Below are 14,189 nucleotides of genomic sequence, written 5' to 3' on the forward strand. Positions count from 1 at the left end.
TAGTGTAAAATAGAACCATGATAATATCTTTTAAACAACAATTCAAACAAGCGCCGATAACGGTTAGCATTTTGATATTAACGGTTCTTATTTTCATTGTAGAACTTATTATCGGGGGTGGACAAACTGATGACGGGCGACTACTCGTCGTATTAGGCGCTAAATGGGGACCCTATATTAAGCTGCATCATGACTATTGGAGATTAGTCACACCATTATTTTTACATGCTGGTTTTATGCATATCTTCACTAATATGCTGACGTTATGGTTTATTGGACCACTTGTTGAATCTGCATTTGGTAGTCGTAAATTTCTTTTTCTATACTTGTTTGGTGGCATCATTGGCAATATATTGTCGTACCTATTTGCACCCCTAACGGTGTCTGTGGGTGCATCTTCTGCGCTGTTTGGTTTGTTTGGCGGTATGATTTTGTATGCGCTACAGTTTAAAGATGATCCGCGTATCCGTTCTCAAGGCACAGTGATGATATTATTTGTGGCTTTGAATTTAGTGACAGGTTTTGCGACAACAGGAATTGATATGTGGGGTCATATTGGTGGTTTGATTGGTGGCATGATCTTTACGATTATCGTCGGTTTTTATGGTCGGGCAGGCAAATATCCGCCAATGATGCGACTAGCAATGATTGTTGTAACCATTATTATTTTGATACTAACCGCTATTCCGAAAGGTGGCGTAACGTGAAAAACTTTTACGATATATTAACGTTTTTAAAATCATTTGGCGTATACATCCATGTTGGTAAGCGCTTATGGGATATTGAAATGGCTGCACTAGAGGTGGATAATTTGCACCGTGCTGATGTGATTAGTGACAAGAATTACGCTACAATGAAACTTATTTTGGCACATGAACATCGTTTAGAAGAATCTCAACCAAGTGATTAATTTGAGATCTATGATTGCTTACTGAAAACCATGAAAACGCTTGCAATTTGCAAGCGTTTTCTGTTAGAATGAGTGGGTAATCAATTTTGAGGAGGAAATGTGTTTAGTCTGGTTTAGACTAAACATTTTAATATCATGGCTAAAGACAAACTAATTGGTGTTGACCTTGGTGGCACGACAATCAAATTTGCTATTTTAACTGAAAATGGCGAAATTCAACAAAAATGGTCAATTAAAACAAATATATTTGATCAAGGGGCACATATTGTACCAGATATTATTGATTCAATTAATCATCATCTTGATTTGTACCAACTTGATGCAGAACGTATTATTGGTATCGGCATGGGGACACCGGGAACTGTGAATCGTCAAACTGGTACGGTAACAGGTGCCTTCAATTTAAATTGGAAAACAGAACAAGCGGTTAAAGCAGATATTGAAGCCGGTACAGGATTTACGCTTACAATTGATAATGATGCCAATGCAGCTGCATTGGGAGAAGCTTGGCGTGGTGCAGGTAATAACGATGGTGAGGTATCCTTCATCACTCTAGGAACCGGCGTTGGTGGTGGCTTAGTTTCAAATGGTCAATTAATTCATGGTACCGCTGGCGCGGGTGGTGAAATTGGTCATGTTGTTGTTGAACCAAACGGTTATTTGTGTACTTGTGGTAACCGAGGTTGCTTGGAACAATATACGTCAGCCACCGGAGTTGTTCATTTGGCACAAGATTTTGCTGAGGAATATGTTGGCTCATCTAAATTAAAAGAATTAATTTCTAATGGCGATGAAGTAACGTCGAAAATTGTGTTTGATTTGGCCAAAAATGGTGATTTCTTAGCCAATGAAGTTGTCAACAAAGTGGCTTATTACTTGGGCTATGCAACAGCGGCCATGTCTAATATTCTTAATCCTTCTGCGGTTATCATTGGTGGTGGTGTAGCTGCAGCGGGTGAATTTTTGCGAGCACGTGTTGAAAAAAATTGGCAAACATTTGCTTTTCCAACTGTACGCGCTAGTACACGGGTAAAGTTGGCTGAATTAGGTAATGATGCAGGTGTTATTGGCGCTGCTTACCTGGCTCGCGTTTAGTTTTAAAGTACATGACATGAGCGACCAAACGGTTGCTTTTTTTATACACTTTTTAATAAATAGCACGTTAGCCTCTAAAAAAAGGTATAATGTAAGGTAATTGTTATTTAAATTTTTAACTGAAATTGATGTTTTATAGAAAGAAGAAACAACATGATAACTTTAAAGTCACCACGAGAAATTGAAGCGATGCGTCAATCAGGTGCAATTATTGCGGGCATGCACCATATGTTACGTGATTTAATTAAGCCAGGTATTGATACTTGGGAAATTGAAACAAAGTCACGTGAGTATATTGAAAACCATGGTGGCGTGGCCTTACAAGTCGGTTTTGAAGGATTTAAATACGCGACTACCATTAGCGTGAATAATGAAGTTGCACATGGTTTGCCTCGTAAAGGCTTACACTTGAAATCAGGTGATTTAGTTAAAGTTGATACAGTAGTCGGACTTAACGGTGCTGTGTCGGACTCTGCTTGGTCATATGCTGTCGGTCAAGTGTCACCTGAAATTGAGAAGTTAATGGCTGTTACAAAAAAGTCGATGTATTTAGGTATTGATCAAGCTGTTATTGGTAATCGTATCGGTGATATTGGTCATGCGATTCAACAATATACTGAAGTCGAAAATAACTATGGCGATGTTCGACAATATATTGGTCATGGTGTCGGGCCAACAATGCACGAAGAACCTCAGGTACCACACTATGGTAAACCAGGACATGGTATTCGATTGCGTGAGGGTATGGTTATTACGATTGAACCAATGATTAATATTGGTGGGTGGGAAGTCAATACCGACCAAACTGAAGAAGATGGGTGGACAGTAACTACGGCTGACGGTTCGTGGTCAGCTCAGTACGAACATACCTTAGCAATCACAAAAGATGGACCGAAAATTTTAACAAGTCAAGACCCAGAATTTGACGCACAATATTTGTAAAAGTGAGTAAGAAATTTGAAAATCAAGCCAAAACATAAATCATATTTGATAGCCAAACGTATTATTGATGTGGTTTTTGCGTTACTTGGATTAATCATACTGTCACCAATATTTTTGATTGTTTTTGTATTGTTAAAAATAGATAGTCCAAAATCGCCAGCACTGTTTGAACAAAAACGTATTGGTCGATACGGGCAACCATTTAATATTTATAAATTCCGATCGATGGTGCCAAATGCTGAAGAAATTTTGAAGGCCGATACTGTTTTGTATCAAAAATATGTTGCAAGTGGTTATAAGCTGCCAACAAAAGAAGATCCACGTATTACAAAATTGGGCTCTTTTTTGCGTCGCTCAACAATTGATGAATTACCACAATTTTGGAATATGTTAGTCGGTGATATGAGCTTGGTTGGTCCTCGGCCAATCGTTGCTGAAGAGCTTAAGGAATACGGCGATCATATCGATCTTTTTCTGTCAGTTCGTCCAGGTGCATTAGGGTTATGGCAAGCAAGCGGTCGCTCGTTGATTGAATATCCAGAACGTACAAAAATAGAACTTGAGTATGTTGCAAATGCTGGTTTTTTTTACGATATTAGTATTGTATTTAGAAATGTTATTGCGATATTTAAATCAGAAGGCGCCTATTGATGAGAGAAGTTCATGTCTCAGTCAGGTGCTTTTTGTAAGTCAGAGGAAAAACTTGGTGTAATGATGGAAAAAAAAATTCAAATTTTAGTAGCGGCACACAAGAAGGTTTCCATGCCATCTCAAGCAATGTATACACCAATACAAGTTGGTGCGGCGCTATCTGCAAAGAGGTTTGATGGTTTCATTCAAGATAATACGGGACGCGAGATTTCTAGTAAAAATCCATATTTTAATGAATTAACAGCGTTGTATTGGGCGCGTTATAATAGTGACGCTGACATTATTGGTTTAGTACACTATCGTCGTTTTTTCTCATTCTCAAAGCAAAAAGATAGTGATAAAATTTTAGATGAATCAGCAATACGTGCCTTATTATCAAAAAAAAGTGTGATTGTACCTAAAAAAAGACGCTATTGGATTGAGAGCAGTGAATCACACTATCGTCATGCGCATCATGGTGTCGCGCTAGACGTTTTACGTAAGGTTATTGCCATCAAGCAGCCAGATTATTTAACAGCTTATGATCATAATATGTCACGAACTTGGGCGCATATGTTTAATATGTTTATTATGCCTCGTACTGAGTATGATGCCTACGTTGACTGGTTATTTGAGATTTTGTTTGCAGTCGAACAAAAAATACAGTCAGATGTTGTCAATTGGGATATTTATGAAAAACGCGTTTATGGTTTTTTGAGTGAACGATTGCTTGATGTCTGGCTAGAAAAGAACCACATCAGCTATACTGAAGTACCTGTTGTTTTTATGGAGAAGCAAAATTGGCTACTAAAGGGTGGGAAATTTTTAGCAAGGAAAATTGGATTTGGTCGCCAGATTTGAGATTTTAAAAAAGTAAATGCGAAGAATCTAAATATTCCAAAAAAGCAGTGAAGTTGTTACTGAATAAAAGTTAGTACATTTAACTTATTTGATAATGTGACGTAAAATATAATGATTATTATTTAAATAAATAATAAAGTAATTAAAATTGGATTTTGATGTACAATAACAGAGGCAATGATTGGCATTAAATTAACCAGCGTAACATTTATTGAAAAACTTTTGACCAAAAAAGCAAAGAATAATTATAATCGACATGATATGTTGATGGGGATGATGAACATGCAATTAAAAAAACATATTGGGAGAATACCTTGGTTACCACTAATTATTCTTGCTATTACCTGCTTAATAACAATTGGATCTTCTCCATTGTTTCAAACTAATCCATGGGATGATAGTAACGCTATGATGACTATGGGTAGGTCCGTTATTCATGGTTTAGTGCCATATAAAGACGTTATTGAACAAAGAGGACCGTTTTTATATGCTATTTTTGCACTAGGGGCCCTTTTTAAAGAAACGAGTTTTTTAGGTGTTTTTGTTTTACAAGCCATAAATGTTTTAATTGTTTATATTTTGACGTTTAAGATTGCGAGTGATTTTAAAGATAAGGTTTCTTCACCAGAATGGCTGGCTGCTCCTATGTCAATAAATGGCACATCTTTTTCTAAACACTCGTTCTAATTCTGTCGGAATTAAACCAACTGATGTAATTTGAGGTTCGGATTACCAAGTCCTCAAAATTGGAAAAAGTTGTTTGAAAGGCAAACTCTCTCTTCAACAATGAGTGAAAAGCTTCGATTGGCCCATTATCATAAGGATAACCTTGTTTTGAGTATGAGTGGCTAATCTGATGCCGTTCAAGTAAAGTTTCAACTTCGTTGCTGGTGTACTGTGAACCCATGTCAGAGTGAAAATATTGTGGCTTTTGATGACATTCAAGCGCCTGATTAATCGTTTCTACAACTAACGTCGCCTCCATCTGACGACCAATCTTGAAAGCAAGAACTTGATGAACCTTTGGTTCGTAAATAGAACTGAGATAAACCCAGGTTCCTGGACGTAATTCCAAATAAGTAATGTCAGCACGCCATATCCTTGCATTGGGCTGGTGCTTGATTAAATTGGGGCGTTGCGAATGATCCACATGAGTGCCAGGTTTTTTAAATCGCCGATTCATTAAAGAGTGAATCTCCATTTCCCTCATTAATCGTAAAATTCGTTTTGACCCAACACAGATGCCTGACTTGCGAAGCACCATCGTTATTCGTGGATAACCATAGGCACGATAATTATTTTCCCAAATCAATTTAATTTTTTCTTTGAGCTGATTATCAACACGTTCGTGTTGACTAGGTTGATATCTTTTCCAATGGTAATAGGTGCTGCGCGGTAATTTCAGTGCCGAAAGAATAATTGATAAGCGGTGTCGTAATAACTGATCTTCTATGAAGACAAGGCAATTAATTCGTCCTAATGCTTTCCCAGTAACACCGCCGCAGCTTTTAAAATTTCAAGTTCCTCCTTTAATCGCTGATTTTCCTTTTGAAGTTGTTTGAATTCTTTGGACGTTACTTCAGTACCGTCTTCTAGCTCAACTGATTTAGCGTCTTTAACCCAGTTATGAATTGCGGCTGGAGAAACACCGTATTCCTCGGAAAGCGAGCGAATAGATCTTTTCTCTTCACGATGCATCTTCACAATGCTGGCTTTAAAATCATCTTGATATCGTTTCATTGGAATGCTCCTATCTTGTTTTATTAATTATGGCACAACTGTTCAGAAATTTATGTACCAAATACTAGGATAGGAGCAGGCTTTATTCGGACCTTTTGCCTTGTTATCTACAAGTGCATTCAGCCTCAGTGGCTCTCCAGAAGAATTTGCGTTTACCTCTGTTCTATACCTTCTTTATGTAATTATTCATTTCCAACAGGATGTTACAAGTATAACGTTGAAGACGTTCTTTTTTCTTGGTCTAAACTTAAGCCTTGTTTTTTGGAATAAGTATTCTATGATTGGTTCCTTTGTAGCATTTTTCATTTGGACGGCTGGCGTGTTGATTTATCGTAAGCAGTTCATAAAACTATTACAAGTTGTTACCGTCTCGTTGTTAGGTTTTTTGAGCGTTACTATGATTGTGTTAATCTATTTTATGATGCATAATGCTGTCAATGATTTAATACAAATTTATTTTGTCCAAAATATGATGTCTTATGGTAAAACAGATCAAACCAAACTAATGCAGTTTTGGCAAATACTATTTCTACTAGCTAAAGAAATTCAGACTCATTATATTATTGCTGCTATTATTTTATTAGGATGGGTTAAAGCGCTTTATAGGCGCGATAATATTATAATAGAAGTTCTTATGTTTCCAAGTGCGTTAGTATTTGTTGCATTACAGCACTGGGTGATTAATTACTATAATGTTATTTGGATGCCGTTTTTTGTGGTTGCCTTAATTAGACTTATGGCATTTAAAATACCTGGTCAAGTAGATGATAGGCGCGTTAAGTTACCCATTAAAATTATCATTTCATTACTCGTAATGTTGATGCCGTTTGTAAATAACCAAAACCTCAATCGTTTAGTGCTTAAGCGTGCGTCCCAATCAGTTGATGGACATCAATATATGGCGCAACCACAATTTGCCTACTTTATGCGACATCAAATGGGTAAGAAGGAACCTAAATTAATATTGATTAATACGATAGATAAGGGATTCTTTTTGACGACGAGAGTCGTACCTCAAACAAAGTATTGGCATAAATTGAATATGAATTATGAGCAGCTGCCACAAATGTACCAATCTTTTGAACATAGTATGAATCACAAAAAAGTTAATTTTGTCATTATTAGATTAAGACAACAGCCGTCAAATAATAAAAAGATATTACATCGACAAATTAGTGGTGCTATTGATGAGCATCTACGGGAATCACTATTTGAAAATTATAAAATTAGTACGACTTCTCGAAATTACAAAGATGAATTTTATGTTTTGATGCAAGAAAAACAGTGAAAAATAACTAGGTTAGTGAGAATCAGTATCTATCAAATGTCTAAATTTATCGGTTACTATTTGAAAAATTGATTATATGGTATAATTTAAAAAGTATTTTTAATATTAAAAATACTTTTTAAAATTGAAATAAGATTATAAGCTTATAAATTTATATTACTAACAAAGACAATCAATGCAGTTAGTCAGGTATAATGGAGACATGATGACAAATAAATTTAATACAAAAAATTATGATTATTTAATTGTAGGTGCCGGACCGTTTGGCATGATTTTTGCTTATGAAGCAGCTAAACGTGGTAAAAAATCTTTGATCGTTGAAAAACGTCCCTATATTGCTGGGAATATGCATACACACACTGAACATGGCATTACGGTTCATGATTTTGGTGCCCATATTTTTCATACTGATAACAAAGAAGTATGGGATTATATTCGTCAATTTGCTGAATTCAACGGGTATCAGAACCAAGTTGTTGCGAATTACAAGGGGACATTATATAATTTGCCTTTCAACATGAACACGTTTTATCAAATGTGGGGCACAAAGACACCGGATGAGGCACAAGCTAAAATTGCCGAGCAAAAGGCTTCAGCATTGAAAGACTTGGGCAATCGCGAACCACGTAATTTAGAAGAGCAAGCAATTTCTCTCATTGGCACAGATATTTATGAAAAGTTAATTAAGGGCTATACTGAAAAGCAATGGGGACGTCAAGCAACGGAATTACCTGCCTTTATTATCAAGCGTCTACCCGTTCGTTTTATCTATGACAATAATTACTTTAATCATCGTTATCAGGGTATTCCAGTGGGTGGCTACACGCAAATCTTTGAGCGTATGCTGGCGCAGTCAGAAGGATTAGTAGATGTTATGACAGATACTGACTTCTTTGATCATAAAGAGACACTATTGTCAGAGTTTCCACGTGTGTTGTATACAGGGATGATCGATCAGTTTTTCGATTATAAATTTGGCGAATTAGAGTACCGATCATTACGTTTCGAACATGAAGTCATTGATTCCGACAATTATCAAGGCAATGCAGTAGTTAACTATACAGATGCGCAAACACCTTATACACGAGTAATGGAATGGCGACATTTTGATGGTCTGGCAGATGCTGGTAAGACTATTATTACGAAGGAATATCCACAAGAGTGGCATCGTGAAAAAGAAGCATATTATCCAGTCAATGATGATAAGAACACGAAAATATATAAACAATATGCGCAAGAAGCACGACAAAACCACCCAGAAATCATATTTGGTGGTCGGTTAGGAAAATATCGCTACTTTGATATGGATCAAGTGCTAAACGATGTTTTGAATACTGTGCGTCAAGAGTTTAATATCAGTGCTGATTTTAATTTTGCACATGATAACATTGAATTATAAGCCCGAAGTGGGCGTACATAAAAAATAGGATCAAAAATGACAGAGAATAATCGCAACTATTCAATTGAAAAAGCAGATGTATTATCACTTGTGGTTCCGGTTCATAATGAGGAGGAAACCATTCAAACTTTTTATGAAACGTTATCAAGTTTAAAAACTAATCTAACTGCTACAATACATTATCATTTTATTGATGATGGTTCGACAGATAGCACACTTAGTATTTTACGTGAATTAGCTCAGCGAGATGAAAATGTTCATTATATTAGTTTTTCTCGTAATTTTGGCAAAGAAGCTGGGCTTTATGCTGGTTTGCAACAAACCACTGGGCAGTATGTTGCTGTGATGGATGTTGACCTACAAGATCCACCAGAATTATTACCACAAATGTTACATGAAGTTCAAAATGGTGATTACGATGCTGTAGGGACAAGGCGTGCTGACCGTGCAGGTGAGGCTAAAATACGGTCATGGTTTTCAGCACAATTTTATGTATGGATGAATAAAATCAGTGAAACACAACTGGTTGATGGGGCGCGTGATTACCGTGTCATGACACGACAAATGGTTAATGCCATTTTATCAATGAGTGAGAATCAGCGATTTAGTAAGGGGATATTTAGTTGGGTAGGGTTTAGAACAAAGTACATTCCATTTGAAAATAGAGAACGGACTGCTGGTATTACATCATGGTCATTTTGGTCATTGTCAAAATATGCTATTGAAGGCATTGTCTCATTTTCAACGTTCCCACTCACACTCATAACTGGTTTGGGTTTTGTGTCTTTTATTATTTCGCTAATGAGCGCAGCATTTATTGTGATACGTGCTTTAGTATATAATAACAGTGTCGATGGTTGGCCTTCAATGGTAACCATTATCTTATTTATTGGTGGGATACAGTTATTGAGCCTGGGAGTCATTGGCCGCTATATTGCAGCAATCTTTTTAGAATCAAAACATCGACCAATTTATATTACGCGAGAAGAAAAATAATTTAAAAAGGATTATCAAAAATGAGAAGAGTTATTACATATGGTACTTTTGATATGTTACATTATGGGCATATCAATTTGTTGAAACGTGCTAAGGAAATGGGTGACTATTTAATTGTTGCGCTATCGACTGATGAGTTTAATTGGCACGCCAAACAGAAAAAAACTTATTTCTCATACGAAAAACGCAAACAATTATTAGAAGCCATTCGTTATGTTGACTTGGTCATTCCTGAAGAATCATGGAATCAAAAAACATCTGACGTTAAACTGTATCAAGTAGATACTTTTGTTATGGGGGATGATTGGGCTGGTCAATTCGATTTTATTCAAGAGCAAACGGATGCTAATGTTGTTTATCTGGCACGAACGCCAGAAATTTCAACGACACAGATTAAAAAAGACCTGAATACGAAAGATTTGGCAACAGATCATGAATCTAAAATCAATTAATGTATACTGATAAATCTAAAACAAAGACAGGTAATGTCTTTTTTATTATGATATATGATTCAGAATTGTAAAAACTGATACCGTAAAAAGGAAACAATATGAGTGAAGTAACAGTTTCAGCTGTCATTGTGACATATAATCGCCTACCACTATTGAAAAAGGCGATACAAAAAGTTTTGAATCAACGCACTCAGGCGTTAAAACATCTCATTATTGTTAATGGTGCCAGCAGTGATGGGACACGAGCGTACTTGGACACACTTTCGGATAGACGTCTAATTGTTGTTCATTTATCCGAAAATGTTGGTGGTGCTGGTGGATTTAATCAGGGTATGCGCCAATTTTATGAAAAAACATCTGATGAGTTCGTTTGGGTCATGGATGACGACTCTATGCCATCAGAAAATGCCTTGGGCAAACTATTAAGCATGTTTGAGGCTAATCCGTCTGCCGGCTGGGGCGCCAGTAAAGTGACTTGGGTGGATGGCAACTTTGCAAAAATGAATATTCCGGGTACTATGACAGGTCATCGTGATCGTATTTATTCGGGGACAGAAAACTGGGTACAAATCAAAAATGCGACATTTGTGTCGACAATTTTTAAACGTGAATTGATTAAACAGATTGGTTTGCCGCAAAAAGAATATTTTATTTGGGGTGACGATATGGAGTTTACACAACGCGCCTCACAACAAATGAGTGGCTATTATGTCCAAGATTCAATTGTTGTTCATGAAAGCCAATTTAATGCCAAACCAGGGGACATTGTGGGTGAAAAATTAGATGCACGGTTACCAAGATATTTGTATGAGTATCGTAATCGCATTTTGACATCACGCCGTCGGCATAAACGATCAAAAATGTTAAAAACTTTGGTACACAGTGCGCTGGATTTGTTAAGAACATTATTATCACCAGGCGTTTCGTATCGTGGCAGAAAATTATTAATTATTATCAAGGGGACATACCGTGGCTTAAAATTTAACCCACAAATAGAGTATTTATCTTAAAAAATTATGTATCGCAATACAATAGCTACTTGTCTATTTAAGTATTGTGGTGCTAAACTATAATATATTAGAAGTATGTGATATAGTGTCGGATAATGGCCGACTGTTTCTAGCCAACACCAATGTTGGACTATCATAAATGTTAGAGCTGTCTATCGTTTATGGTGGGCGGTTTTTTCGTATATGGGAGAATAGCATGTCTAATTTTTTTAAACTAACTGAAAACAAAACAACAATTCGTCGTGAAATTGTGGCGGGAATGACAACTTTTGTGTCAATGGCTTATATTTTCTTTTTAAATCCACAAATTCTGGGTCAAGCGGGTATTCCACAGCAGGCTGTTTTCTTAGCAGCTATTTTAGTTGCTGTGTTTGGCACGTTGTTTATGGGACTATTTGCTAACGTGCCCTTTGCTCTTGCACCTGGTATTGGTATGCAAGCCTATTTTACTTACACAATTGTGTTTGGCTTTGGTTTTACTTGGCAACAAGCACTAGCAATTGTATTTTTGGTCGGTGTAGTCGATATCGTAATTACCTTGACACATGGACGTCGTGCTATTGTTAAGGGTATTCCGGAAGAATTAAAAGCTGCCATTGGTGGTGGTATCGGCATGTTTGTGACTTATATTGGTCTTAAAAATGCGGGGTTTATTAATTTTATTGTTGACCCTGATAATATTAAGACACTGAATAATAAGCCATTTACTGGAAAAGAGACAGACAGTATACATGCAATTTTAGCAAATGGTGGTGTCACACCAGAGTTAGCAAAATTTAATGATCCTGCTGTGCTATTAGCTTTAATTGGTTTTATTATTTTGGTTGTTTTAGTTATTCGGAAAGTACCCGGTGCGTTCTTAATTACTTTAATAGCGGCAACAATTATTGGTATCCCAATGGGCGTGACTAACCCTCATATTCAACCAGGCACGTCAATTGGTTCTGCTTTTGGTTCTTTGGGACATGTATTCGGTCAAGCATTTGGTTCAAACGGTATTGGTGCGTTGTTTACTGATTGGCACCATGCCTCGTTGGCAATTATTACGATTTTTGCTATGGGTTTGACTGGTTTATTTGATGCCATTGGTACTTTGATCGGGATTGGTAATCAAACTGGCATTTTTTCAAAAAAAGATACACAAGCATTCGAGTCTGATAATGGTATTAACTCAAAAATGGATCGGGCGCTAGTTGTGGATACGTTCACCACTGCATTTGCAGGTATTGCTGGAACGTCTAACACAACAACATTTATTGAATCTGCCACAGGCGTTGCTGCAGGTGCACGCACAGGCTTAGCTAATATTGTGACAGCGATTGGTTTTGCGTTAATGATTGTTTTTGCACCATTTGTTGGTGTGATACCAACAGCTGCCACATCACCATTATTAATCTTAGTTGGTATCATGATGATGGGGGAGTTTAAAAAAGTATCATGGCAAAATTTGGAGGTAGCCATACCAGCCTTCTTCACTTCTGTTTTCATGGCATTCTCGTATTCAATTTCGTATGGTATCGCCGCTGGTTTCCTGCTCTTTATTATTGTTAAAGTAGCTTTAGGTAAGTTTAAAGATATTTCACCAGTATTGTTGATTGTATCGCTATTTTTCTTAATCAATTTTATTGTACTGGCATTTATGTAATGTCTTTTTAAATTTTTTTGCTAGCATGATAAACAAAACCGCCTAACTGGCGGTTTTTTTGATACAATAAGTATATGAAAACAGGAACAGTAAAAATTTGGCAAAAAGAACGTGGCTATGGCTACATTACTCCCGATGAAGGTGGCGAAGACGTCTTTGTACACTTTAATGGTATAGATATGGATGGTTTCAAGTCGCTCAATCAAGGTGAAAAAGTGACTTATCAACTGGTACAAGGGTACAAGAATTACCAAGCGGCTCAAGTGCAGCCAGTCATGAAAAAAGCGTCAGAAATATAATGGCAGAACGCGAGCAAGTGACGAATTCAAAAATTGTCTATGAAGGACCAATATTTAGTGTTGAAAAACAAAATGTTGATCTGTACAATGGCCATCAATCACAACGTGATATTGTTCGGCACGTACCAGCTATAGCGGTCTTGCCGTTCATTGATGCTGATCATATGGTGATTGAAAAACAATATCGCGCTACCATTGGTGATTTTATACTAGAAATACCAGCTGGCAAGCTTGATGAACGTGATTTGGCCGTATCAGAGCACGCTGTTGAACGTGAACTTAATGAAGAATTACGTATGACTGCGGGTACGATCGAACGTGTGATGGGATTTTTTGAAACGGTTGGTTTTTCAGATGCTTACATGCATGTTTACGTGGCGCGTGATCTTAAACCTATTGCGCTTAGCAAGCAATTACCAAGAGACTTAGGAGAATCCTTAGATTTGATTACAATCTCTTTTGATGAAATGAAAATATTATTTGAAGCTGGAAAGCTCAACGATCAGAAGACAGTACTCGCATTTTTGTATTGGTCTTATTTAAGAGGTTAGTATGTCAGAGGAATTATCGCGAAGAGCTGCAAAAAAAGCGCAAAAAAGGCGGGAAAAAGAACGGGCACAGGTCGAGCGAGCATATGCTAAGGCACATCCTGCACAGCTTACTGTTGTTCAACCTGAAACGCGTGAAGAAATGCGTTTAACAAGAAAAGGTCGCTACGAATTGGGGTCCGATGGTAAATTAACGCCACAAGGGAAATCCAGCCGTTTGACTCATCGATATAACATGGCAATTATCATATTACTACTACTGATTGTTATCACGTACGCATATTTCTTTTTGGTGCACTAATCACTTGAATTATTTAACTATTAAAATTTGAAAGGGAATAAAACTGACAGTATGTGGTAGCCAATAATCGCTA

General features: G+C 36.9%; 17 protein-coding genes and 1 riboswitch. Of the genes, 16 read left to right on the forward strand and 1 reads right to left on the reverse strand.

Features of this window, described 5'->3' with window-relative positions:
* Nucleotides 1-17 precede the first annotated feature (17 nt).
* The 7 genes from JOD28_RS04615 (at nt 18) to JOD28_RS04645 (ending at nt 5,125) form a co-directional block, all read left to right on the forward strand.
* Nucleotides 18-707 (forward strand): rhomboid family intramembrane serine protease, encoded by a 690-nt coding sequence (locus JOD28_RS04615; protein WP_204769700.1) that lies wholly within the window; start codon nt 18-20, stop codon nt 705-707.
* Nucleotides 704-910: a YqgQ family protein gene (locus JOD28_RS04620; protein ID WP_204769701.1), complete on the forward strand. Its 207-nt coding sequence runs from the start codon at nt 704-706 to the stop codon at nt 908-910. Before JOD28_RS04615 ends, JOD28_RS04620 begins: the two co-directional genes overlap by 4 nt.
* Before the next feature lie 135 nt (nt 911-1,045).
* Nucleotides 1,046-2,005, forward strand: coding sequence for an ROK family glucokinase (locus JOD28_RS04625; protein WP_204769702.1), 960 nt, complete (start codon nt 1,046-1,048; stop codon nt 2,003-2,005).
* 153 nt (nt 2,006-2,158) lie between these two features.
* Complete coding sequence (map, locus tag JOD28_RS04630; protein WP_204769703.1) at nt 2,159-2,947, forward strand: type I methionyl aminopeptidase; 789 nt, start codon at nt 2,159-2,161, stop codon at nt 2,945-2,947.
* Between the two features lie 15 nt (nt 2,948-2,962).
* Entirely contained in the window at nt 2,963-3,598 is a 636-nt protein-coding gene (locus tag JOD28_RS04635; RefSeq protein WP_204769704.1) for a sugar transferase, read from the forward strand.
* A gap of 63 nt (nt 3,599-3,661) precedes the next feature.
* Nucleotides 3,662-4,438, forward strand: a complete 777-nt coding sequence (locus JOD28_RS04640) for a DUF4422 domain-containing protein (RefSeq protein ID WP_204769773.1) — start codon at nt 3,662-3,664, stop codon at nt 4,436-4,438.
* A 177-nt stretch (nt 4,439-4,615) separates the two neighbouring features.
* Entirely contained in the window at nt 4,616-5,125 is a 510-nt protein-coding gene (locus JOD28_RS04645) for a hypothetical protein (RefSeq protein ID WP_204769705.1), read from the forward strand.
* Here the strand turns inward: JOD28_RS04645 and JOD28_RS04650 are convergent.
* Nucleotides 5,109-6,178, reverse strand: a protein-coding gene (locus JOD28_RS04650) for an IS3-like element IS1163 family transposase (protein ID WP_105451717.1) whose coding sequence is annotated in 2 segments (ribosomal slippage) — nt 5,109-5,950 and nt 5,950-6,178 — 1,071 coding nt in all. Because the reading frame shifts where the segments join, the coding sequence is not laid out codon by codon here. The two genes, JOD28_RS04645 and JOD28_RS04650, sit on opposite strands and share 17 nt — an antisense overlap.
* A 277-nt stretch (nt 6,179-6,455) precedes the next feature.
* Here JOD28_RS04650 and JOD28_RS04655 point away from each other — a divergent pair.
* The 9 genes from JOD28_RS04655 (at nt 6,456) to JOD28_RS04695 (ending at nt 14,116) form a co-directional block, all read left to right on the forward strand.
* Nucleotides 6,456-7,466 (forward strand): hypothetical protein, encoded by a 1,011-nt coding sequence (locus JOD28_RS04655; RefSeq protein WP_204769706.1) that lies wholly within the window; start codon nt 6,456-6,458, stop codon nt 7,464-7,466.
* A 205-nt stretch (nt 7,467-7,671) separates the two neighbouring features.
* On the forward strand, nt 7,672-8,865 hold the full coding sequence (glf, locus tag JOD28_RS04660; protein ID WP_204769774.1) for a UDP-galactopyranose mutase: 1,194 nt from the start codon (nt 7,672-7,674) through the stop codon (nt 8,863-8,865).
* A 36-nt stretch (nt 8,866-8,901) separates the two neighbouring features.
* Entirely contained in the window at nt 8,902-9,861 is a 960-nt protein-coding gene (locus tag JOD28_RS04665) for a glycosyltransferase family 2 protein (protein ID WP_204769707.1), read from the forward strand.
* 20 nt (nt 9,862-9,881) lie between these two features.
* Entirely contained in the window at nt 9,882-10,313 is a 432-nt protein-coding gene (gene tagD, locus JOD28_RS04670; protein ID WP_204769708.1) for a glycerol-3-phosphate cytidylyltransferase, read from the forward strand.
* Nucleotides 10,314-10,411: 98 nt separating this feature from the next.
* Nucleotides 10,412-11,323, forward strand: a complete 912-nt coding sequence (locus JOD28_RS04675) for a glycosyltransferase family 2 protein (protein WP_204769709.1) — start codon at nt 10,412-10,414, stop codon at nt 11,321-11,323.
* A gap of 58 nt (nt 11,324-11,381) precedes the next feature.
* Nucleotides 11,382-11,476, forward strand: a riboswitch (purine riboswitch).
* A gap of 43 nt (nt 11,477-11,519) precedes the next feature.
* Nucleotides 11,520-12,968 carry an NCS2 family permease gene (locus JOD28_RS04680; protein WP_204769710.1) on the forward strand — a complete coding sequence of 483 codons (1,449 nt, stop codon included), beginning with the start codon at nt 11,520-11,522 and terminating at the stop codon, nt 12,966-12,968.
* A 74-nt stretch (nt 12,969-13,042) separates the two neighbouring features.
* Nucleotides 13,043-13,267, forward strand: coding sequence for a cold-shock protein (locus JOD28_RS04685; RefSeq protein WP_013103919.1), 225 nt, complete (start codon nt 13,043-13,045; stop codon nt 13,265-13,267).
* Nucleotides 13,267-13,818 (forward strand): NUDIX hydrolase, encoded by a 552-nt coding sequence (locus JOD28_RS04690; protein ID WP_204769711.1) that lies wholly within the window; start codon nt 13,267-13,269, stop codon nt 13,816-13,818. The genes JOD28_RS04685 and JOD28_RS04690 overlap by 1 nt, the downstream gene beginning before the upstream one ends.
* Before the next feature lies 1 nt (nt 13,819).
* Nucleotides 13,820-14,116 carry a hypothetical protein gene (locus JOD28_RS04695; RefSeq protein WP_204769712.1) on the forward strand — a complete coding sequence of 99 codons (297 nt, stop codon included), beginning with the start codon at nt 13,820-13,822 and terminating at the stop codon, nt 14,114-14,116.
* The last annotated feature ends 73 nt before the right edge of the window (nt 14,117-14,189 follow it).

It is taken from the genome of Leuconostoc rapi (genome assembly GCF_016908715.1).
Taxonomy (GTDB): domain Bacteria; phylum Bacillota; class Bacilli; order Lactobacillales; family Lactobacillaceae; genus Leuconostoc; species Leuconostoc rapi.